The sequence below is a fragment of the Streptomyces sp. NPDC007346 genome (assembly GCF_040703535.1).
GTDB lineage: Bacteria > Actinomycetota > Actinomycetes > Streptomycetales > Streptomycetaceae > Streptomyces.
The window spans coordinates 1-25,995 of sequence record NZ_JBEYKR010000038.1; the positions used below are offsets into that span (position 1 = coordinate 1).

23 protein-coding genes and 1 pseudogene are annotated in these 25,995 nt (G+C 71.0%); 12 read left to right on the top strand and 12 right to left on the bottom strand.

Features of this window, described 5'->3' with window-relative positions; genetic code table 11:
• A partial coding sequence (locus AB0917_RS12915; protein ID WP_366819552.1) for a hypothetical protein occupies nucleotides 1-194 on the bottom strand: 194 nt, incomplete at its 3' end.
• Nucleotides 195-248: 54 nt separating this feature from the next.
• On the opposite strand from AB0917_RS12915, the gene AB0917_RS12920 reads away from it, so the two are divergent.
• Nucleotides 249-1,274: an endonuclease/exonuclease/phosphatase family protein gene (locus AB0917_RS12920; RefSeq protein ID WP_366819553.1), complete on the top strand. Its 1,026-nt coding sequence runs from the start codon at nucleotides 249-251 to the stop codon at nucleotides 1,272-1,274.
• Nucleotides 1,275-1,609: 335 nt separating this feature from the next.
• A complete protein-coding gene (locus AB0917_RS12925; RefSeq protein WP_366819554.1) occupies nucleotides 1,610-2,959 on the top strand; it encodes an MFS transporter in 1,350 nt (449 codons plus the stop codon).
• A gap of 126 nt (nucleotides 2,960-3,085) precedes the next feature.
• Here AB0917_RS12925 and AB0917_RS12930 read toward each other — a convergent pair whose 3' ends face one another.
• From AB0917_RS12930 to AB0917_RS12945, 4 genes are all read right to left on the bottom strand, one after another.
• Nucleotides 3,086-4,840, bottom strand: a complete 1,755-nt coding sequence (locus AB0917_RS12930; protein ID WP_366819555.1) for an NAD+ synthase — start codon at nucleotides 4,838-4,840, stop codon at nucleotides 3,086-3,088.
• 123 nt (nucleotides 4,841-4,963) lie between these two features.
• Nucleotides 4,964-6,580, bottom strand: a complete 1,617-nt coding sequence (locus AB0917_RS12935; RefSeq protein WP_366819556.1) for a multicopper oxidase family protein — start codon at nucleotides 6,578-6,580, stop codon at nucleotides 4,964-4,966.
• Nucleotides 6,581-6,641: 61 nt separating this feature from the next.
• Nucleotides 6,642-7,187: a hypothetical protein gene (locus AB0917_RS12940; protein WP_366819557.1), complete on the bottom strand. Its 546-nt coding sequence runs from the start codon at nucleotides 7,185-7,187 to the stop codon at nucleotides 6,642-6,644.
• A gap of 113 nt (nucleotides 7,188-7,300) precedes the next feature.
• Nucleotides 7,301-7,726: a CBS domain-containing protein gene (locus AB0917_RS12945; RefSeq protein WP_366819558.1), complete on the bottom strand. Its 426-nt coding sequence runs from the start codon at nucleotides 7,724-7,726 to the stop codon at nucleotides 7,301-7,303.
• A gap of 301 nt (nucleotides 7,727-8,027) precedes the next feature.
• Between AB0917_RS12945 and glnA the strand changes: the two genes are divergently transcribed.
• From glnA to AB0917_RS12960, 3 genes are all read left to right on the top strand, one after another.
• A complete protein-coding gene (gene glnA / locus AB0917_RS12950; protein WP_366819559.1) occupies nucleotides 8,028-9,389 on the top strand; it encodes a type I glutamate--ammonia ligase in 1,362 nt (453 codons plus the stop codon).
• Nucleotides 9,390-9,641: 252 nt separating this feature from the next.
• Nucleotides 9,642-10,496, top strand: a complete 855-nt coding sequence (locus tag AB0917_RS12955; RefSeq protein WP_366819560.1) for a DUF6461 domain-containing protein — start codon at nucleotides 9,642-9,644, stop codon at nucleotides 10,494-10,496.
• Entirely contained in the window at nucleotides 10,493-10,816 is a 324-nt protein-coding gene (locus tag AB0917_RS12960; RefSeq protein WP_366819561.1) for a hypothetical protein, read from the top strand. The genes AB0917_RS12955 and AB0917_RS12960 overlap by 4 nt, the downstream gene beginning before the upstream one ends.
• Before the next feature lie 157 nt (nucleotides 10,817-10,973).
• On the opposite strand, the gene AB0917_RS12965 is transcribed toward AB0917_RS12960, so the two are convergent.
• A complete protein-coding gene (locus AB0917_RS12965) occupies nucleotides 10,974-11,270 on the bottom strand; it encodes a hypothetical protein (RefSeq protein WP_366819562.1) in 297 nt (98 codons plus the stop codon).
• Nucleotides 11,271-11,430: 160 nt separating this feature from the next.
• On the bottom strand, nucleotides 11,431-11,769 hold the full coding sequence (locus AB0917_RS12970) for a hypothetical protein (RefSeq protein ID WP_366819586.1): 339 nt from the start codon (nucleotides 11,767-11,769) through the stop codon (nucleotides 11,431-11,433).
• A gap of 158 nt (nucleotides 11,770-11,927) precedes the next feature.
• Between AB0917_RS12970 and AB0917_RS12975 the strand changes: the two genes are divergently transcribed.
• Entirely contained in the window at nucleotides 11,928-12,692 is a 765-nt protein-coding gene (locus tag AB0917_RS12975; RefSeq protein ID WP_366819563.1) for a GntR family transcriptional regulator, read from the top strand.
• 65 nt (nucleotides 12,693-12,757) lie between these two features.
• Here AB0917_RS12975 and AB0917_RS12980 read toward each other — a convergent pair whose 3' ends face one another.
• Together AB0917_RS12980 and AB0917_RS12985 are read right to left on the bottom strand one after the other, a co-directional pair.
• Complete coding sequence (locus AB0917_RS12980; protein ID WP_366819587.1) at nucleotides 12,758-13,294, bottom strand: GNAT family protein; 537 nt, start codon at nucleotides 13,292-13,294, stop codon at nucleotides 12,758-12,760.
• A 214-nt stretch (nucleotides 13,295-13,508) separates the two neighbouring features.
• Nucleotides 13,509-14,108 (bottom strand): TetR family transcriptional regulator, encoded by a 600-nt coding sequence (locus AB0917_RS12985; RefSeq protein WP_366819564.1) that lies wholly within the window; start codon nucleotides 14,106-14,108, stop codon nucleotides 13,509-13,511.
• Nucleotides 14,109-14,265: 157 nt separating this feature from the next.
• On the opposite strand from AB0917_RS12985, the gene AB0917_RS12990 reads away from it, so the two are divergent.
• Nucleotides 14,266-15,765 (top strand): MFS transporter, encoded by a 1,500-nt coding sequence (locus AB0917_RS12990; protein ID WP_366819588.1) that lies wholly within the window; start codon nucleotides 14,266-14,268, stop codon nucleotides 15,763-15,765.
• A 246-nt stretch (nucleotides 15,766-16,011) separates the two neighbouring features.
• On the top strand, nucleotides 16,012-16,803 hold the full coding sequence (locus tag AB0917_RS12995) for a putative protein N(5)-glutamine methyltransferase (protein WP_366819565.1): 792 nt from the start codon (nucleotides 16,012-16,014) through the stop codon (nucleotides 16,801-16,803).
• On the opposite strand, the pseudogene AB0917_RS13000 reads toward AB0917_RS12995, so the two are convergent.
• Nucleotides 16,796-17,005, bottom strand: a pseudogene (locus AB0917_RS13000) (pyridoxamine 5'-phosphate oxidase family protein); the annotation flags it as partial. The gene AB0917_RS12995 and the pseudogene AB0917_RS13000 overlap by 8 nt on opposite strands.
• Nucleotides 17,006-17,160: 155 nt before the next feature.
• Between AB0917_RS13000 and AB0917_RS13005 the strand changes: the two are divergent.
• A complete protein-coding gene (locus AB0917_RS13005) occupies nucleotides 17,161-20,157 on the top strand; it encodes a bifunctional [glutamine synthetase] adenylyltransferase/[glutamine synthetase]-adenylyl-L-tyrosine phosphorylase (protein ID WP_366819566.1) in 2,997 nt (998 codons plus the stop codon).
• A 114-nt stretch (nucleotides 20,158-20,271) separates the two neighbouring features.
• On the opposite strand, the gene AB0917_RS13010 is transcribed toward AB0917_RS13005, so the two are convergent.
• Both AB0917_RS13010 and AB0917_RS13015 read right to left on the bottom strand, forming a co-directional pair.
• Nucleotides 20,272-21,258, bottom strand: coding sequence for a phosphatase PAP2 family protein (locus tag AB0917_RS13010; RefSeq protein ID WP_366819567.1), 987 nt, complete (start codon nucleotides 21,256-21,258; stop codon nucleotides 20,272-20,274).
• A 76-nt stretch (nucleotides 21,259-21,334) separates the two neighbouring features.
• Nucleotides 21,335-22,390, bottom strand: a complete 1,056-nt coding sequence (locus AB0917_RS13015; protein WP_366819568.1) for a LacI family DNA-binding transcriptional regulator — start codon at nucleotides 22,388-22,390, stop codon at nucleotides 21,335-21,337.
• 418 nt (nucleotides 22,391-22,808) lie between these two features.
• Between AB0917_RS13015 and AB0917_RS13020 the strand changes: the two genes are divergently transcribed.
• The 3 genes from AB0917_RS13020 to AB0917_RS13030 are packed head-to-tail and all read left to right on the top strand — an operon-like array spanning nucleotide 22,809 to nucleotide 25,994.
• Nucleotides 22,809-24,080 (top strand): extracellular solute-binding protein, encoded by a 1,272-nt coding sequence (locus AB0917_RS13020; RefSeq protein WP_366819569.1) that lies wholly within the window; start codon nucleotides 22,809-22,811, stop codon nucleotides 24,078-24,080.
• A gap of 19 nt (nucleotides 24,081-24,099) precedes the next feature.
• Entirely contained in the window at nucleotides 24,100-25,119 is a 1,020-nt protein-coding gene (locus AB0917_RS13025) for a sugar ABC transporter permease (RefSeq protein WP_366819570.1), read from the top strand.
• Nucleotides 25,116-25,994 carry a carbohydrate ABC transporter permease gene (locus tag AB0917_RS13030; RefSeq protein WP_366819571.1) on the top strand — a complete coding sequence of 293 codons (879 nt, stop codon included), beginning with the start codon at nucleotides 25,116-25,118 and terminating at the stop codon, nucleotides 25,992-25,994. The genes AB0917_RS13025 and AB0917_RS13030 overlap by 4 nt, the downstream gene beginning before the upstream one ends.
• Nucleotide 25,995: the final 1 nt, after the last annotated feature.

The window sequence follows — 25,995 nt, forward strand, 5'->3', positions numbered from 1 at the left end:
GGCACGCTGGCCGATTCGCGGGCCAGCAGTTCATAGCAGTCGGCCAGGGCCGGGAAGGTGCTGTTGAGGTTGGGCGAGCAGTAGTCGGCGCGGGCAAGCCCGCACCGGCCGCCCCCGGACCGGAACCTCCCGTCCCGCTCCGCTCGTCCTGCTGACGAAGGGCCGTGGTCGACGGCAGGAAAGGCGCCGCCCATCGCCTAGGGTCGGGGGGCGGCGATGTGTACGGCAAGGCAGTGAGGACGAGCGCGATGGTGCAGGCGTACGGGGCGGACACGGGCAGCAGCAGCGCGGGGCGGCCGCAGCCCGACGAATCCCGCTTCCGGGGCCTCGTGGCCAGAGCGACCCGGGACCGGGGGATCTGGCGGCGCGGGATCGTGCTGGCCCTCTGCTCGCTGGTGCTGACCCTCGTGATGGCCGTCCACGCCCGGATCCCGAACCGGGTCGGCAACCTCGGCAGCCTCACCGAGACGTTCCTGCCGTGGATAGCGCTGTTCATCCCCCTCCTGCTGCTCCTGGCCCTGCTGCGCCGCTCCGCCACCGCGCTGATCGCCCTGCTGCTCCCCGCCGTGGTCTGGCTCAACATGTTCGGCGGCCTGGTCACCGACAAGTCCGGCACCGGCGGCGACCTCACCGTCGCCACCCACAACGTCAACGCGGGCAACCCCGACCCCGCCGGCACCGCCCAGCAGGTCGCGGGCTCCGGGGCCGACGTCGTGGCCCTCCAGGAACTGCCGGGCGGCGCGGTGGCCACGTACGAGAAGGCGCTGGCCGCCCGCTACCCGTACCACTCGGTCCAGGGCACCGTCGGGCTGTGGAGCAAGTACCCGCTCAGCAACACCAAGCCGGTCGACATCAAGATGGGCTGGACCCGGGCCATGCGCTCCACGGTCAAGGCGCCGCAGGGCGAGGTCGCGGTGTACGTGGCCCACCTGCCGTCGGTCCGGGTGAAGCTGCACGCCGGGTTCACCGCCAACCAGCGCGACAACAGCGCCGACGCCCTCGGCGAGGCCATCGCCGACGAACCGATCGAGCGCGTCGTCCTGCTCGGCGACCTCAACGGCACGATGAACGACCGCTCCCTGAACGCCGTCACCTCCCAGATGCGCTCCACCCAGGGCGCGGCGGGCGACGGCTTCGGCTTCAGCTGGCCCGCGTCGTTCCCGATGGCCCGGATCGACCAGATCATGGTCAAGGGCGTCGAGCCGAAGTCCTCCTGGACCCTGGCGGCGACCGACAGCGACCACCTGCCGATCGCGGCCCGCGTGGAGCTGTGACCGTGACCACGGCGCGGCGGGAGCTGTGACCACGACGGCGGTGCTGACCACGACGGCGGTGGTGACCACAACGGCAGCTGTGACCATGACGGCGGTGGTGACCACAACGGCAGCTGTGACCATGACGGCAGTGATGACCACGACGGCAGTGGTGACCACGGCCGCGCAACCGGCTGTTCACCTCGCGGCATAAAACGTCTGCGACAATTTGTTCCAGTCGCTTACATAAAGAAGACCCAGCCGTCGCCCGGCGCCCCAGCCGAGGCGACGGCTCTTCGTTCTGCCCCTGCCCCTGCACCTGCCCCCGCCTCGCGTGACCGCGAAAGGTTTCCCCCATGCCTCTGGCCCTGCTCGCCCTGGCCGTGAGCGCCTTCGGCATAGGCACGACCGAGTTCGTCATGATGGGCCTGCTGCCCAACGTGGCGGACGACCTGGGTACGTCCGTGCCGACCGCCGGACACCTCGTGTCGGCGTACGCGATCGGCGTCGTCCTGGGCGCACCCCTGCTCACCGGCCTCGGCTCGCGCATCCCGCGCAAGAAGATGCTGCTGCTCCTGATGGCGCTGTTCACCGTCGGCAACCTGGCCTCGGCGCTCGCCCCCGACTTCGGCTGGCTGCTCGCGGGCCGCTTCCTCGCCGGACTCCCGCACGGGGCGTTCTTCGGCGTCGGCGCGGTCGTCGCCGCCCGGCTGGTCCCCGAGGGCCGCCGGGCGCGGGCGGTGGCGACGATGTTCCTCGGCCTGACGGTCGCCAACATCGTCGGCGTACCCGCGGCGACCCTGCTCGGCCAGCACCTCGGCTGGCGGGCCACCTTCCTGGTCGTCGCCGTGATCGGCCTCACCGCGATGGCGGCCCTGGCCCGCCTGGTGCCCCTGATCCCGGTCGAGGCCCACCAGGACGTACGCCGCGAACTCCGCGCCCTGGGCAACCGTCAGGTGCTCCTGGGCCTGCTCACCGCGGTCTTCGGCTTCGCCGGGGTCTTCGCGGTGTACTCGTACCTCTCGGCGATGACCACGAAGGCGATGGGCTTCGGCGAGTCCTCCGTCACCGTGGTCCTGGCCCTCTTCGGCATCGGGATGACCCTGGGCGCCCTGGCCGCCGGCCCCCTCACGGACCGGGCCCTGCGCCCGACGCTGTACGGCTCGCTCGGCGCGCTGGCGGTGGTCCTGGTGGCGTTCCCGTTCACGGTGCACGTGCAGTGGGCGGCGCTGGTGATGGTGGTGCTGCTGGGCGGCGTCGGCTTCATGACGACGACCCCGCTCCAGATGCTGGTGATGAACAAGGCCAAGGACGCCCCGACCCTGGCCTCCGCCTCCAACCACTCGGCCTTCAACCTGGCCAACGCGGGCGGCGCCTGGCTGGGCGGCACGGCCATCGCGGCCGGCTGGGGCTGGACGTCCCCGGCCCCGGTGGGCGCGGTGCTGGCGGTGATCGGCCTGGCGATAGCGGTGACGGCGGGCCTGCTGGACCGGGACCCGACGAAGACCTCCCGGGTGGTGGCGGCCCATCAAGCCGGCCCGGCACCTCTTCCGGCCGGTCCGGCGCTTGAGGACAAGGCCTCGTCCCCGGTGGCCGCAGCCTCCGGCCCGCCCGGCACCATCTCCGGCCCGCTCGGTACCACTTCCAACCCGCCCGGCACCACTTCCAACCCGCCCGGCACCACTTCCAGCCCGTCCGGCGCTTGAGGACGGAACCGGTTCGCCGGGCGGGCCCGCAGCCACGTCGGCCCCGGGCCCGTCGGCCCGTTCCAGCCCGTCCGGCGCTTGAGGACGAAGGCGGCCACCGGACGCCCCCGGTGACCGCCACCCCCGCTACGACGACTCGCGCCAGCGATTCGTGATCGGCAACCGCCGGTCCTTCCCGAACCCCTTCGGCGAGATCTTCGTCCCCGGCGGGTACTGCCGCCGCTTGTACTCGGCGGTGTCCACCATCCGCAACGTCTTCGCCACCAGCTCCGCGTCGAACCCGGCCGCCACGATGGAATCCAGCCCCTGGTCCCGGTCCACGTACAGCTCCAGGATCGCGTCGAGCACGTCGTAGTCCGGCAGCGAGTCCGTGTCGACCTGCCCCGGCCGCAGCTCCGCGCTCGGCGGCTTGGTGATCGAGGCCTCGGGGATCGGCGGGGTCTGCCCGCGCTCCTCGGCGGCCCGGTTGCGCCACTTGGCCAGCCGGAACACCGACGACTTGTAGACGTCCTTGATGGGCCCGTACGCGCCGACCGCGTCCCCGTACAGCGTGGAGTAACCGACCGCCAGCTCCGACTTGTTGCCCGGCGCCAGCACGATCTGCCCCTCCTGGTTGGAGATGGCCATCAGCGTCGTACCGCGCAGCCGCGCCTGGAGGTTCTCCTCCGCGAGACCGGTGAGCCCCAGCGACCCCATGTACGCGTCGAACATCGGCGCGATCGACACCGTACGGAAGTTGAGCCCGGTCCGCCGGGCCAGCTCCGCCGCGTCGCCCTTGGAGTGGTCCGAGGAGTATTTCGACGGCATGGACACGCCGTACACGTTCTCCGCACCGAGCGCGTCGCACGCGATGGCCGCGCAGAGCGCCGAGTCGATCCCGCCGGAGAGGCCCAGCAGCACACTGCTGAAACCGTTCTTCGCGGCGTACGCGCGGAGCCCGACGACCAGCGCGGAGTAGACCTCCTCGTCGTCCTCCAGCCGCTTGGCGTACCCGCCCGCCAGCTCGGGCTCGTACGCGGCCACGGGCCGGTCGGACAGCACCACATGGTCGATGCGCAGCCCGTCGTCCACGACGCCCGAGGGCGCCACGGCCCCGGCGGCGGGCAGCTCCAGATCGAGGATCACGCTGCCCTCGGAGAACTGCGGCGCACGGGCGATGACCTCGCCCTCCTTGTCCACGACGATCGAGTCGCCGTCGAAGACCAGCTCGTCCTGCCCGCCGATCATCGCCAGGTACGCGGTCGTGCAGCCGGCCTCCCGGGCCCGCTTGCGGACCAGGTCGAGCCGGGTGTCGTCCTTGTCCCGCTCGTACGGCGAGGCGTTGATCGAGAGCAGCAGCCCGGCCCCGGCGGACCGGGCGGCCGGGACGCGCCCGCCGTCCTGCCACAGGTCCTCGCAGATCGCGAGGGCCACGTCGATGCCGTGGACGCGTACGACGGGCATGGAGTCGCCCGGCACGAAGTACCGGAACTCGTCGAACACGCCGTAGTTCGGCAGGTGGTGCTTGGCGAAGTCGAGCGCGATCCCGCCGCGGTGCAGCACGGCCGCCGCGTTGCGCGGGGACCCGGCGGGCTGCCCGTACCGCGCGGCGGCGTGCTCCGAGCGGTCCAGGTAGCCGACGACGACCGGCAGCTCGCCGAAGCCCTCCGCGTCGAGCCGGGCGGCCAGCGCGCGCAGCGCCTGCCGCGAGGCCTCGACGAAGGACGACCGCAGGGCCAGGTCCTCGACGGGGTATCCGGTCAGCGCCATCTCGGGGAACGCCACGAGGTGGGCGCCCTGCTCGGCGGCGTGCCGGGTCCAGTGGACGATCGCCTCGGAGTTGCCGGCGAGGTCACCGACGGTCGAGTCGATCTGATTCAGTGCGAGGCGTAGTTGAGGCACGCGGCCCAGTGTAATCGTCTTTCTGACGCGATGTCCTGGCGGGCCGGGCAAAATCTCTCCCGGCCCGCCGGAACCGCAGGTCACAGGCGCTGTCGGCCCGACCCACCGAGGGTGGTTCCCCGCTCAGCCCCGGTAGCCGAGGACCGTCATCATCCCGGCCTCCGCGTGGTAGACGTTGTGGCAGTGGACCATCCACAGCCCCGGGTTGTCGGCGTCGAACTCCACGGTCAGCGACCGGTGCGGCAGCACGATCGCGGTGTCCTTACGCGCCCCGGCGGCGTTCCCCGCCAGCGCGAACGTGTGTCCGTGCAGATGGAGGGGATGCCACATGGCCGTCCCGTTGTCGAAGACGACCCGTACCCGCTCCCCGGCCTCCACCGGCCGCCGCCGCTTCGCGCTGTACGGCTGCCCGTCGAAGGCCCAGTCGTACGCGGCCATCCCGCCGGTGAGCCGCATCCGGATCGTCCGGTCCGGAGCACGGGCGGGCAGCGCCACCGACGGGTCCGGCACCAGCCGCCCCGCCTCGACCAGCTTCCCGTCCAGCTCCTTGGGCCGTACGGAGGCGGTGGGCGCCGCACCGCGTCCGGTCCGCAGCACGGCGAGGGCCGACGCCTTCTTCCCCTCCGCCAGCGCGGTGAGCGGGAAGACCCCGTCCCCGGCGGTGACGAGGACGTCGTACCGCTCGCCCATCCCCAGCAGCAGCGCGTCCCCCGTGGTGTGCCGGACGGGGAAGCCGTCGGTGTGGGTGACGGTCATCCGGTGACCGCCGAGCGCGACCCGGAAGGCGGTGTCGCCCCCGGCGTTGACGATCCGCAGCCGGATACGGTCACCGGGCCGCGCGCTGAAGGTCTCCGGGTCCTTGGCCACGCGCCCGTTGACGAGGTAGTGCGGATAGGCGACATCACCGGCATCCCCGCCCAGCAACTCGCTGCGGGCACCCATCATCATCCGCGAGGGCCCGCCGTCACCCGGCCCGTCCTCGCCGTCACCCGGCTCGTCCTCGCCGTCACCCGGCCCGTCCTGACCGGACAGGGTGTGCGCCCCGTGGTCCATCCCGTCGTGCCCGCCCATGCCCCCGGACAGCTCCTTGAGCACGGCATCGGGCGTCGACCCCTCTACCCCGTCGACCCAGTCGTCGAGGACGACGACCCACTCCTTGTCGTACGCCAGCGGCTCCTTCGGGTCCTCCACGATCAGCGGCGCGTACAGCCCCCGGTCCTGCTGGAGCCCGGAGTGCGGGTGGAACCAGTACGTCCCCGGGTGCGGCACCGCGAACCGGTAGCGGAAGTCGGCCCCCGGCGCGATGTCCCGCTGGGTGAGTCCGGGGACGCCGTCCATGTCGTTGCGCAGGGCGAGGCCGTGCCAGTGCATCGAGGTGGGCTGCGGGAGGTGGTTGGCCAGGGTGAGGTCGAGCGTGTCACCGGCGCTCACCCGCACCTCCCGTCCGGGCAGCCGGTCCCCGTACGCCCAGGAGGCGACGGTGGTGCCGCCGCCCAGATCGAGCCGGGTACGGGTGGCGGTGAGGGAGACCTCGCGTACGGGACCGGAGCCGCGCGCCGCCTCGGCCGCCGCCACCTCCTTGCCGTGGGGGGAGACGTACGTACCGGCGTCCTGGGCCCCGGCGGGGGAGTGGGCGCCGCCGTGGCCGCCGCTGCCGTCGGAGCAGGCGGCGAGGGCTCCTGTACCGGCGACGGCGAGAGCGGCGCCGAGCACGGCGCGTCGGGTGGGTTGCGTGGGCATGCTGCATACACCTCTGAGGAACTGTTGGTTCAGGGAGAAGGGCGGAGGTGAACGCCCACTCCTAAATGCGCAGCACCGAGACGGCGGCGAGCACCGGTATCGGGGGAGGCGGATTCGGCCGCGGCGCCCGCAGGAGCCCCGCGCCCACCGGCGTACCGATGGCCCGCCCGTCCGCGAGCGGCCCGAGCAGCCAGGCACCGAGGAGGGCGAGGCCCCAGGCGCCGAGGACGGCGAGGCAGACGGAGAGCGGATCCATACCGCTCATGGGGCCGTCGTCGGGGGAGCGGTGCGAGGGGTGACCGGCGCCGAGGGCGAGGTCGGCTGCGGCTACGGGAACGGCCACGACGTGGGACATGGCCACGACGTCGGCCACGTCCACAACATCGGACACATCCATAACGTTGGCCATGGTCACGACGTCGGACACGTCCACAACGTCGGGCACGTCCACAACATCGGACATGGACCCGGAGGGCGCGGCGACCTCATGCTCCGCCGGATGTCCGACCGTATGCATGGTGACGATGCCGAAGAGCAGCGCGGCGAGCAGCAGGAGCCGCCCGTCCATCACGCTCCCGCTCCGCGCCCCGCCGACCCTGCTCACCATGTCGCCCACCTTACCCCCGGAGGGTATGTGGGAAGGCGGCGGCCCGGCACTCCTCCCCCGCCCGGTCGCCGGACCGTACGGGGGCGGGTGCCGGGCCACGGAGAGCCGTCGGCTCAGCTGCGGGAGTAGACCTTCTCCGCCCAGGCGGCGATCTGCTCCTCGGTGAGGTGCTGCGCGAGATCGGCCTCACTGATCATGCCGACGAGCTTCTTGTTCTCGACGACGGGGAGCCGGCGGATGCGGTGGTTCTGCATCTCCTCCAGGACCGCGTTCACATCCGCCCCCGCGTCGATCCAGCGCGGCGTCCCCTGGGCGAGGTCGCCCGCGGTCACCCTCGACGGGTCGTGGCCCATGGCCACACAGTCGACGACGATGTCGCGGTCGGTGATGATGCCGACCATCTTGTCCGAGTCACCGTTGGCGGACACGGGCAGCGCGCCCACGTTGTGCTCACGCATCAGCTGCGCCGCACGGTCGAGCGTCTCGTGGGCGGGGATCCAGCGGGCCCCGCTGTGCATGATGTCTTTGGCGGTCGTCATGGGGGATTTCCTCCTGCGTGCCGATGGCACTGCCGTACGGCCCCGAGCGCCACCCATCGTCATCGGCCCGCCCGCAGGGCGCGACCGCAACCACCCGTTCGGGTGCGCTGGTACGAGGACGGGGGCCGCCGCACGGTCCGCCCTTGCCGCCTCGTGGCACGGCCGTCGACCGTAGTGGGTGGCCGAGTGCTCCCTCTCACACCGTGTGCGTAATCTGGGGGAAATCCCGGGTCGCGATACTGAAGTGTCCCCCTACCCCGGGCGGTGGTGCACGGACCGTCTGAACTGCAAGGATGTGGCAATGGACAAGCAGCAGGAATTCGTCCTCAGGACCCTTGAGGAGCGCGACATCCGCTTCGTGCGACTGTGGTTCACCGACGTCCTCGGGTTCCTCAAGTCCGTCGCCGTGGCCCCGGCCGAACTGGAGCAGGCCTTCGACGAGGGCATCGGCTTCGACGGCTCGGCGATCGAGGGCTTCGCCCGGGTCTACGAATCGGACATGATCGCCAAGCCGGACCCGGCCACCTTCCAGATCCTGCCCTGGCGCGCGGAGGCCCCCGGCACCGCGCGGATGTTCTGCGACATCCTGATGCCGGACGGCTCCCCGTCCTTCGCGGACCCGCGCTACGTCCTGAAGCGCATCCTCGCCAAGACGTCCGACCTCGGCTTCACGTTCTACACGCACCCCGAGATCGAGTTCTTCCTCCTGAAGAACAAGCCGGTCGACGGCACGCGCCCGACCCCGGCGGACAGCTCGGGCTACTTCGACCACACCCCGCAGAACGTGGGCATGGACTTCCGCCGCCAGGCGATCACCATGCTCGAATCGATGGGCATCTCGGTCGAGTTCAGCCACCACGAGGGCGCTCCGGGCCAGCAGGAGATCGACCTGCGGTACGCGGACGCGCTCTCCACGGCGGACAACATCATGACGTTCCGCCTGGTGATGAAGCAGGTGGCGCTGGAGCAGGGCGTGCAGGCCACGTTCATGCCGAAGCCCTTCTCGGAGTACCCGGGTTCGGGCATGCACACCCACCTCTCCCTCTTCGAGGGCGACCGCAACGCGTTCTACGAGTCGGGCGCGGAGTACCAGCTCTCCAGGGTCGGCCGCTCGTTCATCGCGGGCCTGCTGACGCACGCCGCGGAGATCTCGGCCGTCACCAACCAGTGGGTCAACTCCTACAAGCGCATCTGGGGCGGCTCGTCCCGAGCGGCCGGCGCGGGCGGCGAGGCCCCCTCGTACATCTGCTGGGGCCACAACAACCGCTCCGCCCTCATCCGCGTCCCGATGTACAAGCCCGGCAAGACCGGCTCGGCCCGCGTCGAGGTCCGCTCCATCGACTCCGGCGCCAACCCGTACCTCACCTACGCGGTCCTGCTCGCCGCCGGCCTCAAGGGCATCGAGAAGGGCTACGAACTCCCGGCCGGCGCCGACGACGACGTCTGGGCCCTCTCCGACGCCGAACGCCGGGCGATGGGCATCGAACCGCTCCCGCAGAACCTGGGCGAGGCGATCTCCCTGATGGAGAAGAGCGAGCTGGTCGCCGAGACGCTGGGCGAGCACGTCTTCGACTTCTTCCTCCGCAACAAGAAGCAGGAGTGGGAGGAGTACCGCAGCGAGGTCACGGCCTTCGAGCTGAAGAACCTGCTGCCGGTGCTGTAGCTCCAGGTCAGGCGCTCATGGCCGACGGTCGCGAACCGTTCGACGGTCGCGAACCGTTGGCCATGAGCCGTCTCCAGCCCGTTCACGCCGCCGTGCCTGGAGTGCGCCGCTGACTGCTCGCCAGGTGCGCGCAGGCGCGTGGCGGGTGTGAAGGGGGTCGCCGGGGCACCACGCGACCCGCCGGCCCCGCAGCACGCTGGAGGAACCGGCGTGCACCGGGCGTTGTCAGAGGCGTCGGGCACACTGCGCCGTATGAACTTGGTGACCGCGCACGACTACGCCTGGATCCGCACCTCGCCGCTCTTCTGCCACATGACGGAGAGCGGGTACACCCTGACGCTGATACGGGGGCGGACCCCGCTCGAGGTGCTGCGTGCGATGGAGGCGGAACCGCTCGGCACCGGGGAGGGTACGGCCGGGCTGATGGAGGCGGACGATGCCCACCGCGACGAGGTGGACGACTACTGGAACGAGTCCTACGTCGCGGGCGCATTCAGCGCTCCGGGCGAGAGTGGCGACTGGACACTCGTCCTCGGCTTCGACGGCGGTCTGGGGATCGCGGAGCCGTGCATGGAGACGCTGTCGAAGGGCGGCCGGGTCGTGGCGCACTCGACCAACGGCGGCAAACCCATCCACCTCTTCCACTGGTTCGAGGACGGTGAGCTCCGGACGACCTTCGAGGGCCCCTCGTCACGCGACGGCAGCACCCCCGACGAACTGGTCCCCCTGTTGCGGGAGGTCGGCTTCCCTCTGACCGCCGAGGGAGAGCACGACGAGAGCGCCCCGGACGTCGACCGCAAGGCGGCGGTCCTGGCTCTGGCCGAGAGACTCACCGGCATACGCGTCACCGAATCTCTCCTCCAGGACGTCACGTACGAGCTGGGACTCGTCCCCGAACAGCCCGCCGAGGAGTGGACCGGCCTGGTCATCGACATCACAGATGCCCACAGGGAGCGTCTGTACAAGGAATGGACCTACGAGGAGATCGTGGCGGAGTCAGCCCGCGCACGGGCGGAGGCAAACGCGCCGGTCGTGATCACCTACAACGAGCCGCTGACCACAGTTCGTTCGGAGCCGGACCCGGGCTCTCGCAGAGGGGAATCATGAAGAGAGCGCACATATGTCTCGTCGTGGTGGCGTGCACCCTGATGGCCGTCTCATGCGGGGGGAGCGGCCCGCTGGAGACGTCCGGACTGACGGACCGGGAAAAGGAATGGGCCGAGTTCTCCTATGCGCACGAGAAGAACGAAGACACCAAACGGACGTGGGAACAACTGCCCGCCGAAGGCGTCAAGTCCTACGTCACGCAGCAGCGCCGCCGGCTGTGCGGTGACATTGCGGCAGCGATGCAGAGCCTGAAGGAAACGGGCTACACAGCAGACGAGATGCAGGAGTACAAGGAGAATCTCATGAAACTCCTCTGCTGACCGCACTGAGCGAAGTGGAGGACGTCGCTGGCCAAGGCCGTCCTCACCGTGGGGAGGCGCAGCTGAAAACGCCCATGGATGCCATGAACGGGCCCGCGGCGCCCGTACCCCCCTGCGGAGGTGCGGGCCCCAAGAGGTTCTACGTCGGCAAGATGCTCTACACCGGCGGTGTCCCCGGTGGGGACGGTGCCGGGGGCGGGTTGGGCAGCGGCGGACCCGGGTTGGGCGGGGTCTTCGGGGGGCCGCTGCCGTGTCTGCCGTCGTTCGTCAGCTTGCGGGTCGTGAGGCCGTAGACGCCGAACGGGGGGAACAGGTCGACGCGGCGCGGGTAGTTCGCCTCCGCGCACTGCTCGCAGAGCAGGTCACGGCCGGCCTCCGTGTGCCGGGCGGCCGTGACCGGGGCGTTCCAGCAGGCCTCGCAGGTACGGACGTCCGTCGCGGACAGGGCGATCATCGGCGCCTCCCGGCCGGGGCCGGTAAAGCGTGACGGGTGGTACGCATGTGGTGCCTCCGTCTCTCGTGGGTGGGCGGGTGGTCGTGGTGTTCCGCCTCGGCCGCCGCTGTTCCGTCAGGGAGTGGGAGGCCGGGGCGGGGGCCCGGGGGAGTGCCGGGGGTCATCCGCGGGTCTCGCGCCACGTGCGGACGAGCTTGGCCGCGGTGGGGCAGGTCGCGCCCGCGCGGCAGGCGCCGCACGTCATCGTGTGGCCGAGGAGGGCGCGGTAGGCCGCGTCGGGGGAATCGGTCGTGGTCACGGTCGCCTCTCTGCTGATCTCGGCCCAGACGAACTCGGCGGCGCGGGTGAGGGTGTGCCCGAAGTGGTCGGCCGTGGCCAGGGCGGCGAGGACCGCCGCGTGCTCGGCCTCGGTGAGTTCGGTGGGGAGGTCCGCCTCGACGCGGATACCGGCCGCGGTGTCGGTGACGCGCGGCTCGGTGCCGATGGCCGCGGTGAGCATGCCGGTCAGTGCCGCTGCCCGCGCTTGTGCTGAGCGCACACTTCTCCCCTGGTGAAGCCGATGTCACTCCATGTAATGCTGAATACTCAGCTTCAACCTGATGGGTTAGCTTTGTCAATATCGAGCCCGAACGCCGCACCCCTCACGGAGCCGCCGAAATGCCTCGCGATACCCCGTACTTGCAGGTGGCCGACGAGATCCGTGCCCGGGTGCTGGCGGGCGAGTGGGCCGTCGGCGACAAGCTGCCGTCCCGCGCCCGGTTCGCCAAGGAGTACGGCGTCGGCCAGTCCGTCGCCCAGCGGGCGATGGAGCGCCTGATCATCGAGGGCATCCTCGAAGGCCGCGCCGGTTCCGGTACGTACGTCCGCAAAGCCCGCGAGCGCCGCCGGATGGTCCGCTCACGCCTCCGCCAGGAGCGCAACGGCTCCCCGTTCCGCTCCGACCTGAAGGACCAGGGCTCCGCGGGCACCTGGGAGTGCAACAGCCGGGCGCGGGTCCCCGCCACCGAGGACATCGCCGCACGGCTGGCGATCGAGCCCGGCGACCTCTGCGTCATGACCCACTACGAATTCCTCGCGGACGGACAGCCCGCCCAGCTCGCCACGAGCTGGGAACCGATGGCGATCACCGGCGGCACCTCCGTCCTGCTCCCGGAGATGGGGCCGCGGGGCAAGATCGGCGTCGTCGCGCGTATGCGCTCCATCGACGTGAACATCTCCACCGCCCTCGAAATGCCGCGACCGGCCCGCGCCACGCGCGAGCAGGCCAACTTCCTCGGCATCTCCGTGGGTGATCTGGTCACTCAGCTGGAGCGCATCTACTTCGACTCCGAGGGCCGTCCGGTGGAGACCGCCGACATCATCGTCCCGGACATCCGCTGGGAGATCGCGTACGAGATCGAGGTCGACGACTCCCGGTTCTGAGGGCGGTCCGGTCGGTCCCTGGAGGCGGCTCCTGCGTGACGGCGCGGTGAGCCGCCTCCGGGCTGTCAGGCCGTGATGACCGACTCGCCCGGGAAGTCGGTGGCCAGCGTGTCCATCAGGATCTCGTCGCAGACCGTGCCGAGCCAGTAGCCCGCCTCCCGAAGGGTCCCGGCGGTCCGGAAGCCGGCCTTCTCGTAGGCGCGCAGCCCCGCCTTGTTGGGGGCCAGGACCTTCAGCCACACCATCCGCAGGTTGGTGATGTGGAACGCGTAGTCCAGCACCAGCCGGGTGGCGGCCGTGCCCAGGCCGCGTCCGCGCGCCTCGGGGGCGAGCATCACGACGTACTCCGCCGTGCGTACGGACGGGTCGGGCAGCAGCGTCGCCACCCCCGCCGGGACCGGGCTGCCGCCTGCGAGGTCGTACACCGTGAAGCGGATGTTGTCCCCACGCAGTTGATGGGCCATGCCCTCCGTGCGCGCCTCCAGGGACTCCGGCTGCTGCCGTCCGTAACCGACCAGGAGCGCGGGGTCCTGCTCCCAGCGCCAGTACGTCTCCACCAGGTCCGCCCGGTAGGGGCCGAGCGCGCAGGTGTCGGTGCCGATCCAGAGGGTGGGGTCAGGGGCGGTGCTGATGGCGGGCTCCGATGCTCAGCGGCGGCGGTGGCGGTGGCGGCGGTGGCGGTGGTGGCGGTGGCGGTGGTGGCGGGAGTTGGAGGCCGGGGGTGTCACATCCTCGCACCTGGGGTCGCCGGGACCCTCACACCTGGGCTCACCCGAACCCCCGCACGTGAACTCACCCGAGCCCCCACACCTGGGCTCACCCGAACCCCCGCCCCATCTCGTCCAGGACCTCGTCGATCACCGCCGCCGGCTCCCGGGCCAGGTCCTCCTCGATCCACATCCGCATCGCGATCCGGAGCGAGGAGAGGAACCCCGCCGCCAGCACGATCGGGCGGACCGGGGCCGCCGTCGGGCCGGGGCGGGAGGCCACCGCTTCGGCCAGGTCGCGTTCCAGTGCCGCGTGGTTGGCCAACTGGCGGGCCAGGAGCGAGGGGTGACGCATCGCCAGGCGGGTGCGTACCGCCCAGTCGCGCTCCGGAGGGGCCACCCGCTCCGAGAACTGGGCCACCGCCGCGCGGAGCGCCGGCCAGGCCGGTTCGTCGGCGGGGCGGCCCCGGACCGTGCGGACCAGGTCCCTGATCTGCTGCTCCTCGCCGTAGAGGAGGGCGTCCTCCTTGTTGGTGAAGTAGTTCGAGAACGTCCGGCGGGAGATCCCGGCCGCGTCCGCCACCGCCTCCACCGTCACCTGGTCGAAGCCGTGCTCCACGGTCAGGCGCAGGGTCGCCTCGTGCACGGCCTGCCGGGTGGCTTCCTTCTTGCGTTCCCGGAGCCCCGGTCCCGCGGTGCTGCTGTCCATGGGGTCATTATCCCCCGGCGGTGGAATTATTGCCCAGTGGGCAAAATTGCGCAGTGTGCATGTAGGGTGAAGCCTTCTCTCCTACGTACGAACCTCCCGGAGGTTGCGCGTGAGCGCAGCACACACCACCGTCGCCCCGGCCGGGGCCCCCGCACCGATGGACCACCGGCACGTCCTGCGGGCCCTCAGCGGGCTGCTCATCGTGCTGTTCGTCGCGATGATCAGCACCACCGTGGTCTCGGTCGCGCTCCCGCAGATCATCGGGTCGCTCGACGGCACCCAGTCGCAGTACACCTGGGTCGTCACCGCGACCCTGCTCGCCTCCACCGCCTCCACCCCGATCTGGGGCAAGCTCGCCGACCTCTTCAGCAAGAAGCTGCTGCTCCAGATAGCCATCGGCCTCTTCGTCGTCTCGTCGATCGCCTGCGGCTTCGCTCAGTCCACCGAGCAGCTGATCGCCTTCCGGGCCGTCCAGGGGCTCGGCATGGGCGCGCTCCAGGTGCTCGTCCAGGTGATCATCGCCGCGATGATCAGCCCCAAGGAGCGCGGCCGCTACAACGGCTACCTCGGTGGCGTCATGGCCGTCGCCACGGTCGGCGGGCCGCTGCTCGGCGGGTTCATCACCGACTCCTCCTGGCTCGGCTGGCGCTGGTGCTTCTTCATCGCCGTGCCCTTCACGCTGCTCGCCTCCGTGATGCTCGCCCGCACACTGCACCTGGCCGAGGTCCGCCGCCCCGACACCAAGGTCGACTACCTCGGCGCCTCGCTCATCGCCGCCGGGGTCAGCCTCCTGCTCCTGTGGGTGACCTTCGTCGGCAACGACTTCGACTGGATCTCCTGGCAGAGCGCCCTCATGGTCGGCGGGAGTCTGCTCATCCTCGGCGCGGCCGTGTTCGTCGAGGCCCGCGTCAAGGACCCCGTCGTCCCCCTGCACGTCGTCCGGCGCCGGGACCCCGCCCTCGCCATCGTCGCCAGCCTCGCGGTCGGCATGGCGATGTTCGGCGGCGCGGTCTTCCTCGGCCAGTATTTCCAGATCGGGCGCGGCTACTCACCGACCGAGGCCGGGCTGCTGACCATCCCGCTGATGGCGGGCGTGCTCGTCTCCTCCACCGTCGCCGGACGCCTGGTGTCCAAGACCGGCAAGGTCAAGCCGTACATCGTCGCCGGTGTCGTCGTCCTCGCCCTCGGCTTCCTCGGGCTGTCCTTCATCGACCACGAAACCCCGCTCGTCGCCGTGTCGTTGGGGATGCTCGGTGTGGGCGTCGGGGTCGGTATGTCGATGCAGAACCTGGTGCTCGTCCTCCAGAACACCGTGCCGCTCAGCGAGATCGGCGCGGCCAGCGGGGCCATCACCTTCTTCCGCTCCCTCGGCGGCACGATGGGCGTCTCCGTCCTCGGCGCGGTCCTCGCCCACCAGGTCGCCACGAAGATCGCCCACGGGCTGGCGGAGCTGGGCATCGACCCCGCGGCCTCCGGCTCCGGCGGCTCGACGCTGAACGTCGCCGCCATGCCGCCGCAGGTCCAGGAAGTCGTCCGGGCCGCCTACGGGGACGCCACCGGGCACATCTTCCTCATCTCGGCCTGCATCGCCGTGGTCGGTGTCATCGCCTCGCTGTTCCTGACGCCGACGAAGCTGCGCGACAGCGTCGACCTGTAGCGCCACAGCGTGTGAACCGTCACCAACAGCTCGTTCCCGCCGCAGGTGCGGGGACGAGCTGTTGTAGTGTTACCACCCCCCGTGCACCGGTACGGGGACGGACGAGGAGGTGAGACCCATTACCGCTGGATCAGGCTGGGTGCTCACCTCGTCGATCGCATCGCACGGCCGGCAGTAGCAGCAGTCGGCCGGACGGCACAGCCGATCGCGGAGCGCCCATCGGATTTCCCGAAAGGCTTCGCCCGCATGTCGGTTCACCCCTCACGTCCCCTCTCCGCCACCGTCGCCACCCTGCGCCGCGCAGGCTGCGTCTTCGCAGAGGACGAGGCCCTCCTCCTCCACGAGGCTGCCGCGTCCCCCGTCGAACTGGCCCTGCTCGTCGAGCGCCGCGCCGCCGGGCTCCCGCTCGAACACGTCCTGGGCTGGGCCGAGTTCCGCGGCCGGCGTCTCGCCGTGGACACCGGCGTCTTCGTGCCCCGCCGGCGTACGGAGTTCCTGGTGGAGCAGGCCGCGGCCCTCGCGCCGGACCGGGCCGTCGTCGTCGACCTCTGCTGCGGCTCGGGGGCGCTCGGCGTCGCCCTCGCCGTCGCCCTGGACCGGGTCGAGCTGCACGCCTGTGACGTGGAACCCGCCGCCGTACGCTGTGCCCGGCGCAACGTCGGTGACCTCGGGCAGGTCTACGAGGGCGACCTGTTCGGCCCCCTTCCCGCCGCCCTGCGCGGCCGCGTCGACGTACTGCTGGCCAACGTGCCCTACGTACCGACCGCCGATGTCGAGCTCCTCCCCGCCGAGGCCCGCGTCCACGAACCGCGCGTCGCCCTCGACGGCGGTGGCGACGGCCTCGACGTCATGCGCCGGGTCGCCGCCGAGGCCCCCGGGTGGCTCGCCCCGGGCGGCAGCCTGCTGGTGGAGACGAGCGAGCGGCAGCGGGACGCGGCGGTGGAGGTCGTCGGCGGCGCCGGACTGGTCCCGCGCGTGGTGGTCTGCGAGGAGCTGTACGCCACCGTCGTCATCGGTACGGCCGGGCGGATCACGTGAAGCGGTAGCGCGTCTGGCTGTACGGGTCCCCCTTGCCGAAGCCGAAGGCCGTACGGGGGCGGACCGGGAACACATGGGCCTGGCCCGCCCCCGGCTGGACGAACGCGCCGTCCTCCACGTCGAAGTGCCAGTCGCCGCCGTACTTCGCCTCCCACTCCCGGGCCAGGGCGGTCAGCCGGCCGTGGTCGGTCACCCGGTCCGCGTGGCGTCAAGGGTGCTGTCAGGTGCTCTACCCCGGGGGTGGACTCCGCCCCCGCCCCGAATTCACCGGTACCCGACTAGGCTCGAAGAGCTGTGACGCGGCAACGGGGCGGCGCACGGCTACGCAGATCGGTTCGGGCGGCAGGAGAGCGCGCAATGACGACGGTGCCGGGGCGCAGAAGCAGTACGTTCACCAGGCTGCTGCGGCACGGATTCACCGACCCGTCCGCGGCCGAACAACTCCTGGAGCTGGACGCCCTGGCCTCCGTACGGTCCGATCCCGTCCTCCTGGAGGCGCTCGGCGCCACCGCCGACCCCGACCTGGCCCTGCGCGGCCTCGTCCGGCTCGTGGAGGCCGAGGAGGAGGACGAGCGGCAGGTGCTGCTCGGCACCCTCGTCACCGCCAAACCGCTGCGCGACCGGCTGCTCGGGGTCCTCGGGGCGTCCGAGGCGCTCGGCGACCACCTGGCCCTTCACCCGCGCGACTGGCAGGCGCTCGTCACGTACGAGGCGGTCGACCTGCACCCGGGGATCGCCGAGTTCGAGCGCGGGCTCGCCGAGGCCGTCGACCCGGACTCGCTCCGCGCCGCCTACCGCCGCTGCCTGCTCACCCTCGCCGCCCGTGACGTCTGCGGCACCACCGACCTCGCCCAGACCGCCGCCGAACTGGCCGACCTGGCCACCGCCACCCTGCGCGCCGCCCTCGCCATCGCCCGCACGGCGGCCCCCGAGGACGCGGCGCAGTGCCGGCTCGCCGTCGTCGCGATGGGCAAGTGCGGCGGGCACGAGCTGAACTACGTCTCCGACGTCGACGTGATCTTCGTGGGGGAGGCGCGCGAGGGGGTCGACGAGAACAAGGCCATGCAGGCCGCCACCCGGCTCGCCGCCCACATGATGCGGATCTGCTCCGACAACACCCCCGAGGGCACCATCTGGCCGGTCGACGCCAACCTCCGCCCCGAGGGCCGCAACGGGCCCCTGGTGCGGACCCTCACCTCGCACCTCGCCTACTACCAGCGGTGGGCGAAGACCTGGGAGTTCCAGGCGCTGCTGAAGGCCCGCGCGGTCGCCGGTGACCCGGAGCTGGGCGCGGAGTACGTCGCCGCCGTCTCCCCGCTCGTCTGGCAGGCCGCCGACCGGGAGAACTTCGTCCCCGACGTACAGAAGATGCGCCGCCGCGTCGTCGACAACATCCCCGCCGACCGCATAGAGCGTGAGCTGAAGCTCGGGCCCGGCGGGCTGCGGGACGTCGAGTTCGCCGTACAGCTCCTCCAGCTCGTGCACGGCCGCAGCGACGCCTCGCTGCACAGCGGGACCACGCTGGAGGCGCTGCGGGCGCTGGCCGAGGGCGGATACGTGGGGCGCGCGGACGCCGCCCAGCTGGACGAGGCGTACCGTTTCCTGCGCTCCATGGAGCACCGCATCCAGCTCTACCGGCTGCGCCGCACCCACCTGGTCCCCGAGGGCGAGGCGGATCTGCGGCGGCTGGGGCGGTCGCTCGGGATGCGGACCGACCCGGTCGCCGAGCTCGACAAGGCGTGGCGGCGGCACGCCTCCGTCGTACGGCGGCTGCACGAGAAGATCTTCTACCGGCCGCTGCTCGACGCCGTCGCCCAGCTGGCCCCCGCCGAGTCCCGGCTCAGCACGAAGGCGGCGGCGATCCGGCTGGAGGCCCTCGGGTACGCGGACCCCGGCGCGGCCCTGCGCCACCTGGAGGCCCTCTCCTCCGGGGTCTCCCGCAAGGCCGCGATCCAGCGCACGCTGCTGCCGGTGCTGCTGGGCTGGTTCGCGGACTCCGCCGACCCGGACGCCGGGCTCCTCGGCTTCCGCAAGGTGTCCGACGCGCTCGGCAAGACCCCGTGGTACCTGCGGCTGCTGCGCGACGAGGGGGCGGCGGCGGAGAACCTCGCCCGGGTCCTGTCCGCCGGTCGCCTCGCCCCCGACCTGCTGCTGCGCGCCCCGGAGGCGGTGGCGATCCTCGGCGACCCGGAGGGGCTCAAGCCGCGCGCCCGGGAGCACCTGGAGCAGGAGGTGCTGGCCGCGGTGGGGCGGGCCGGGGGCGCGGAGTCGGCGGTCGCGGTGGTGCGCGGGGTGCGGCGGCGGGAGCTGTTCCGTACGGCGGCCGCCGACATCATCGGCTCCTACGGCACCGAGGAGAGCCCGGCCGAGCAGGACCACGGGGCCCTCGTCGACCGGGTCGGCACCGCCGTCACCGACCTCAACGCCGCCACCATCGCCGGTGCGCTGCGGGCCGCCGTACGCGAGCGGTGGGGCGACGCCCTGCCGACTCGGTTCGCCGTCATCGGCATGGGCCGCTTCGGCGGGCACGAGCTGAGTTACGGCTCCGACGCCGACGTCCTGTTCGTGCACCGGCCGCGCGAGGGCGTGAGCGACGAGGAGGCGGCCCGTGCCGCGGGCGCGGTCGTCGGGGAGATGCGGCGGCTGCTCCAGCTGCCGACCGCCGACCCGCCGCTCCTGATCGACGCCGACCTGCGCCCCGAGGGCAAGAGCGGGCCGATGGCGCGCACCCTGAGGTCGTACGAGGCGTACTACCGGCGCTGGGCGCTGGTCTGGGAGAGCCAGGCGCTGCTGCGGGCCGAGCACATGGCGGGCGACGAGGAGCTGGGGCGCGACTTCATCGAGCTCGTCGACCCGCTGCGGTACCCGGCGGAGGGGCTCGGCGAGGACGCCGTACGCGAGATCCGCCGGCTCAAGGCGCGGATGGAGTCCGAGCGGATGCCGCGCGGCGCGGACCCCACGCTCCACGCGAAGCTGGGGCGGGGCGGGCTGAGCGATGTCGAGTGGACCGTGCAGCTGATGCAGATGCGGCACGGGTGGGCGGAGCCGGGGCTGCGGACGACGCGTACGCGCGAGGCGCTGGCGGCGGCGTGCGCGGCGGGGCTGATCCCGGCACAGGACGCGCAGACGCTGGACGAGGCGTGGGTGCTGGCCACGCGGGTGCGCAACGCGGTGATGCTGGTGCGGGGGCGGCCGGGCGACACGTTCCCGTCCGACGCCCGGGAGATGACAGCGGTGGGGCGGTACCTGGGGTACGAGCCGGGGCACGTCGGGGACATGCTGGACGACTACCGGCGGATCACGCGGAGGGCTCGGGCGGTGGTGGAGGAGCGGTTCTACGGGGCGGTGTCGTAGGCGAGGGCGTAGGCACGGCGTCGTAGGCGAGGGCGTAGGCACGGCCTCGCCTACGGGAGCCGCCCCGGGGCTGTGCCTGCCTACGTTCTCGGCCCCGGGTTCGCTCCGGTCGCCCTACGGCCTCCGCGCCCCCGCCGCCTCCGGCTCGGGCCGGGCGGAGGGCTCCTTGGCCGGCCGTGGCAGCCGGGCCGCGCGCACCCCCGTCAGCCGGCCGTCCCGTTTCCCGGGGACCCGCTTCGGCAGGCGGTGCGGGAGCGAGCCGTACCAGGCGCGGGAGACCGCGTAGCCGAAGGCGAGGCAGACCATGCCGCCCACCGCGTCCAGCCAGAAGTGGTTGGCGGTGGCCACGATGACGACCAGGGTCAGCGTCGGGTAGAGCAGGCCCAGGATGCGGGCCCAGGGCGCCGACGCCAGGGCGAAGATGGTCAGCCCGCACCACAGCGACCAGCCGATGTGCATCGACGGCATCGCCGCGTACTGGTTCGACATGTTCTTGAAGTTGCCCGAGGCCATCGAACCCCAGGTCTCGTGCACGAGCACCGTGTCGATGAAGTTCGCGCCGTTCATCAGGCGCGGTGGTGCCAGTGGGTAGAGGTAGTAGCCGAGCAGGGCCACCGCGGTCGTCGCGAAGAGGACGAGCCGGGTCGCCGCGTACCGGCCGGGGTGGCGGCGGAAGAGCCAGACGAGGACGCCGATGGTCACGACGAAGTGCAGGGTCGCGTAGTAGTAGTTCATCGACACGATCAGCCATGTCACGGAATTGGCCGCGTGGTTGACCGTTTCCTCGAACGCGAGGCCCAGGGACTTCTCCGCCGACCAGATCCAGTCCGCGTTGCGCAGCGCCTGGGCCTTCTGCTCGGGCACGGCGTTGCGCACGAGCGAGTACAGCCAGTAACTGACGGCGATGAGCAGGATCTCGAACCAGATGCGGGGGCGGCGGGGCGACCGCAGGGAGCGGAAGCGGGCCGGTCGGCCGGACTTCCGGGAAGCGGACCCGGTGGCCGGGGACGTGGCGGGGGCCTCGGGGGCCGCCTCGGCCACGATGGGTGAAGGACCGGCCGCCGACCGGCCTTCCTGCGCTGTCACATCCGTCTCACCCATAGGCAGAGAGTCTTCCATAGAGGTTCCCCTGCCCCCGATCATCCTCCGGTCGGGTTCCGGTCGCACATTCTGCACCTCAAGGACGAGACGGGGACCCTGATCCACCTACGGGTCCCGGTCCGGGGCCGGAGGCCGTCGTGCCGCGAACCACCAGCTCAGGCATGAAGACGAACTCGCTGTGCGGCGCCGGGGTTCCGCCGATCTCCTCCAGCAGCGTGCGCACCGCGGCCTGGCCCATCGCCGTCACCGGCTGCCGGATGGTGGTCAGCGGCGGGTCCGTGAACGCTATGAGCGGCGAGTCGTCGTAGCCGACCACCGAGAGGTCCCGGGGGACTTCCCTGGAGAGCCTGCGGGCCGCCCGGACCGCCCCGAGCGCCATCATGTCGCTCGCGCACACGACCGCCGTGCAGCCGCGCTCCATGAGGGCGGAGGCGGCGGCCTGGCCGCCCTCCAGCGTGTACAGAGAGTGCTGGATCAACTCCTCCACCTCGTCGGGCGCCAGGCCCAGCTGCTCCCGCATCGTGGAGTGGAAGCCCTCGATCTTGCGGAGCACCGGTACGAAGCGCTTGGGGCCGACCGCGAGGCCGATCCGGGTGTGCCCCAGCGCCACCAGGTGCGTCACCGCGAGCCGCATCGCCGCCCGGTCGTCGGGCGAGATGAAGGGGGCCTGCACCTTGGCGGAGAAACCGTTCACCAGGACGAAGGGGACACCCTGCCCGCGCAGTTGCTCGTAGCGCTGCATGTCGGCCGAGGTGTCGGCGTGCAGCCCGGAGACGAATATGATGCCCGATACACCCCGGTCCACCAGCATTTCGGTGAGTTCGTCCTCGGTGGAGCCGCCAGGGGTCTGGGTGGCGAGGACCGGCGTGTAGCCCTGCCGCGTCAGCGCCTGGCCGATCACCTGGGCCAGTGCCGGGAAGATCGGGTTCTCCAGCTCCGGGGTGATCAGTCCGACCAGGCCCGCGCTGCGCCGGCGCAGTCGTACGGGGCGTTCGTAGCCCAGGACGTCGAGCGCCGCGAGGACGGATTCGCGGGTGGTCGCCGCGACCCCGGGCTTGCCGTTCAGGACTCGGCTGACCGTCGCTTCGCTGACCCCCGCCTGAGCTGCGATATCGGCAAGCCGTGCGGTCATGTGAGTGGACTGTACCGGGCCGGTGTCGGATTGCCCACTGTGCGCTGTCCCGGGGTGCGCGCCCCCGTGCGGGGAGGGTGCGCGCCTGCCGGCGGGCCGGGCGTACGCCGCCCGGCGGGCGCTCTCCGGTACGCCCCGGCTCCCCGCGCCCCGGCAAGGACTTGCAAGCCCTTGCGGGCCGCCGGTGCGGGGTGCGGTCGGATCGTCGCACTGCGGATGCACCGCGTGTGGCCTGCCCGTGTCAGGCTCCCACCGCTTTCGTCAAGGGGCTTGACGGCAACCTTGAGGACACGCGAATGTAACGATCAACAGGGCTTGCAGAAATCTTCCGCAAGGTCTTTCGGTGATCTTTCATCCTTGTTACGTTCACGTCGACCCGGCGCCGCGACGGAGCGGTACGGCAGTTGAAGGAGTTCAGATGCGACGTGGCATAACGGCCACCGCCCTGGTCGCGGCCCTGGCGCTTGCGGCGACCGCCTGCGGCAGTGACGACAAGTCCGACGGCGGTTCGAGCTCGGGTGAGCTCTCCGGCACCGTGACGTGGTGGGACACCTCGAGCGTCGGCAGTGAGGACAAGGTCTTCAAGAAGCTGGCCGAGGGGTTCGAGAAGAAGCACCCGAAGGTCGACGTCAAGTACGTCAGCGTCCCCTTCGGTGACGCGCAGAACAAGTTCAAGAACGCGGCCCAGGCCGGCAGCTCCGCGCCCGACGTGATCCGCTCCGAGGTCGCCTGGACGCCGGACTTCGCCTCGCTCGGCTACCTGGCCCCGCTGGACGACACCGCCGCCCTGAAGAACCAGGACGACTTCCTGCCGCAGGCCGTCGCCTCCACCAAGTACGACGGCAAGACCTTCGCCGTCCCGCAGGTCATCGACTCCATGGGCATCTTCTACAACAAGAAGCTGATGGAGAAGGCGGGCGTCGAGGCCCCGGCCGACCTGGACGAGCTGAAGAGCGCCGCCAAGAAGATCAAGGAGAAGACCGGCAAGACCGGTCTCTACCTGCGCGGCGACGACCCGTACTTCTTCCTCTCCTTCCTGTACGGCGAGGGCGGCGACCTGGTCGACGCCGAGAGCAAGACCGTCACCGTGGACAAGCCCGAGGGCGTCAAGGCGTTCAAGGCGGTCAAGGCCCTGGTCGACGACGGCACCGCGAAGACGGATGCCTCGGACGGCTGGGAGAACATGATGCAGGCGTTCAAGAACGGCGACGTCGCGATGATGATCAACGGCCCCTGGGCCGTCGCCGACACGCTGACCGGCAAGGAGTTCACGGACAAGGACAACCTGGGCATCGCCACGGTCCCGGCCGGCTCGGCCGCCCACGGCGCCCCGCAGGGCGGTCACAACCTCGCCGTCTACGCCGGTTCGAAGAACCTGGAGGCCTCCTACGCCTTCGTCGAGTACATGACGTCCGTGGAGTCCCAGGCCACCGCCGCCGGTGAGCTGAACCTCCTGCCGACGCGCACCTCCGCGTACGCCAAGAAGGAAGCCGTCAACAGCGAGATCGTCGGCTTCTTCAAGCCGGTCGTCGAGACCGCTGTCGAGCGCCCCTGGATCCCCGAGGGCGGCAGCCTCTTCGCCCCGCTCGGCATCGAGTACACCAAGGTCCTCACCGGCCAGACCACGCCGGAGAAGGCCGCCAAGGCCACCGGTGACGAGTACCGCAAGCTCCTCGACGGCTGGAAGTAACAGGAAGGTTGGCCGACTGATGGCTGTCCACACCAGCCAGTCGGTGGTGAAGGCCGCGGGCGAGAACACCGCCCGCGGCCGGAGCCGCGGTACTGGCACCCCACCACCGGCCCCCGGCCGTTTCCGGCGAGGCCTGTCGACCCACTGGTACGCCTGGACCATGGTCGCCCCGGTCGTCGTCGTGATCAGCGTGATCATCGGCTACCCGCTGCTGCGGGGCATCTACCTGTCGATGACCGACGCCGACGAGCGCAACGTCGCGCGCACCATCGGCGTCAACGAGATCCCCGCCACCTACAAGTTCGTCGGCGCGGACAACTACATCGACGCGCTGACCGGTTCGCAGTTCCTCGGCACGCTCGGCTGGACGCTGGTGTGGACGGTCTCCTGCGTGAGCATCACGTTCGCGCTCGGCATGGGGCTCGCCAACATCCTCAACCGCAGGATCGCCGGGCGCTCCGCCTACCGCATGGCCCTCATCCTGCCCTGGGCCATCCCCGGCTTCGTCTCGGTCTTCGCCTGGCGCTTCCTCTACAACGAGGAGCGCGGCCTGCTCAACAAGGTCCTCGGCGGCGCCGGCATCGACGGCATCCCGTGGCTCAACGACCCCACCTGGGCCAAGTTCGCGGTCATCGCCGTCAACGTCTGGCTCGGCATCCCGTTCATGATGGTCGCCCTGCTCGGCGGATTGCAGTCCATCCCCTCGGAGCAGTACGAGGCCGCCGAGATGGACGGGGCCACCGCCTGGCAGCGGTTCCGCCACATCACGCTGCCCGGCCTGCGCCCGGTCTCCACCACGGTGATCCTGCTCTCCACCATCTGGACCTTCAACATGTTCCCGGTGATCTTCCTGCTCACCCGCGGCGGACCCGGTGAGGCGACCCAGATCCTCGTCACCCAGGCGTACAAGTTCTCCTTCGAGATCAGCCCGCGCGACTTCGCGCAGTCCTCCACCTGGGGCGTGCTGATCCTCGTACTCCTGATGCTCTTCGCCGTGATCTACCGGCGAGTCCTGCGCTCCCAGGGAGACAACTGGTGACCACCGCCACCGACACCCCCGGCCGGCACGCCGTGCCCAAGGTCCGCCTCCGCGGCGAGCGCTCCCCCCTCGCCTCGGTCGGGCTGCACCTCACCCTGATCATCGCCTCGGTGATCGCGGTCTTCCCGGTGCTGTGGGTCCTGCTGACCTCGCTCAAGCCCGCCAAGTACGCGACCACGACGGACTTCTTCCGCGAGACCACATTCGTCAACTACACGAACCTGATCCGCGACACCGAGTTCCTCAACTGGTTCGCCAACTCCGCGATCATCGCCGGGCTCTCCACCGTCATCGGCGTCTTCGTCGCCGCCACCACCGGCTACGCGGTGAGCCGCTTCCGCTTCCCCGGCAAGCGCGGGCTGATGTGGACGCTGCTGATCACCCAGATGTTCCCGGTCGCCGTCCTCATCGTGCCGATCTACAACATCATGGCGAGCCTGGGGCTGCTCAACCAGCCCGCCGGCCTCGTCATCACCTACCTCACCATCTCGGTGCCGTTCTGCGCCTGGATGATGAAGGGCTTCTTCGACACCATCCCGCGCGAGATCGACGAGTCGGGCGAGGTCGACGGCCTCACCCCGTTCGGCACCTTCTGGCGCCTGATCCTGCCGCTGGCCAAGCCGGGCCTCGCGGTCACCGCGTTCTACTCCTTCATCACCGCCTGGGGCGAAGTGGCGTACGCCTCCGCCTTCCTGGTCGGTGACGAGAACCTGACGCTGGCCGGCGGGCTCCAGAAGTTCGTCAACCAGTACGGCGCCCAGTGGGGCCCCATGACGGCGGCCTCCGTGCTCATCGCCATCCCGGCTGCCCTGGTGTTCCTGTTCGCGCAGAAGCACCTGGTCACCGGCATGTCCGCCGGAGCCGTCAAGGGCTGAG

Coding starts and splice junctions, on each gene's coding strand:
- AB0917_RS12920 (WP_366819553.1), top strand. CDS start 249: ATGGTGCAGGCGTACGGGGCGGACACGGGCAGCAGCAGCGCGGGGCGG.
- AB0917_RS12925 (WP_366819554.1), top strand. CDS start 1,610: ATGCCTCTGGCCCTGCTCGCCCTGGCCGTGAGCGCCTTCGGCATAGGC.
- AB0917_RS12935 (WP_366819556.1), bottom strand. CDS start 6,580: ATGCCCACGCAACCCACCCGACGCGCCGTGCTCGGCGCCGCTCTCGCC.
- AB0917_RS12940 (WP_366819557.1), bottom strand. CDS start 7,187: ATGGTGAGCAGGGTCGGCGGGGCGCGGAGCGGGAGCGTGATGGACGGG.
- AB0917_RS12945 (WP_366819558.1), bottom strand. CDS start 7,726: ATGACGACCGCCAAAGACATCATGCACAGCGGGGCCCGCTGGATCCCC.
- glnA (WP_366819559.1), top strand. CDS start 8,028: ATGGACAAGCAGCAGGAATTCGTCCTCAGGACCCTTGAGGAGCGCGAC.
- AB0917_RS12955 (WP_366819560.1), top strand. CDS start 9,642: ATGAACTTGGTGACCGCGCACGACTACGCCTGGATCCGCACCTCGCCG.
- AB0917_RS12960 (WP_366819561.1), top strand. CDS start 10,493: ATGAAGAGAGCGCACATATGTCTCGTCGTGGTGGCGTGCACCCTGATG.
- AB0917_RS12965 (WP_366819562.1), bottom strand. CDS start 11,270: ATGATCGCCCTGTCCGCGACGGACGTCCGTACCTGCGAGGCCTGCTGG.
- AB0917_RS12970 (WP_366819586.1), bottom strand. CDS start 11,769: ATGCTCACCGCGGCCATCGGCACCGAGCCGCGCGTCACCGACACCGCG.
- AB0917_RS12975 (WP_366819563.1), top strand. CDS start 11,928: ATGCCTCGCGATACCCCGTACTTGCAGGTGGCCGACGAGATCCGTGCC.
- AB0917_RS12985 (WP_366819564.1), bottom strand. CDS start 14,108: ATGGACAGCAGCACCGCGGGACCGGGGCTCCGGGAACGCAAGAAGGAA.
- AB0917_RS12990 (WP_366819588.1), top strand. CDS start 14,266: ATGGACCACCGGCACGTCCTGCGGGCCCTCAGCGGGCTGCTCATCGTG.
- AB0917_RS12995 (WP_366819565.1), top strand. CDS start 16,012: ATGTCGGTTCACCCCTCACGTCCCCTCTCCGCCACCGTCGCCACCCTG.
- AB0917_RS13005 (WP_366819566.1), top strand. CDS start 17,161: ATGACGACGGTGCCGGGGCGCAGAAGCAGTACGTTCACCAGGCTGCTG.
- AB0917_RS13010 (WP_366819567.1), bottom strand. CDS start 21,258: ATGGGTGAGACGGATGTGACAGCGCAGGAAGGCCGGTCGGCGGCCGGT.
- AB0917_RS13015 (WP_366819568.1), bottom strand. CDS start 22,390: ATGACCGCACGGCTTGCCGATATCGCAGCTCAGGCGGGGGTCAGCGAA.
- AB0917_RS13020 (WP_366819569.1), top strand. CDS start 22,809: ATGCGACGTGGCATAACGGCCACCGCCCTGGTCGCGGCCCTGGCGCTT.
- AB0917_RS13025 (WP_366819570.1), top strand. CDS start 24,100: ATGGCTGTCCACACCAGCCAGTCGGTGGTGAAGGCCGCGGGCGAGAAC.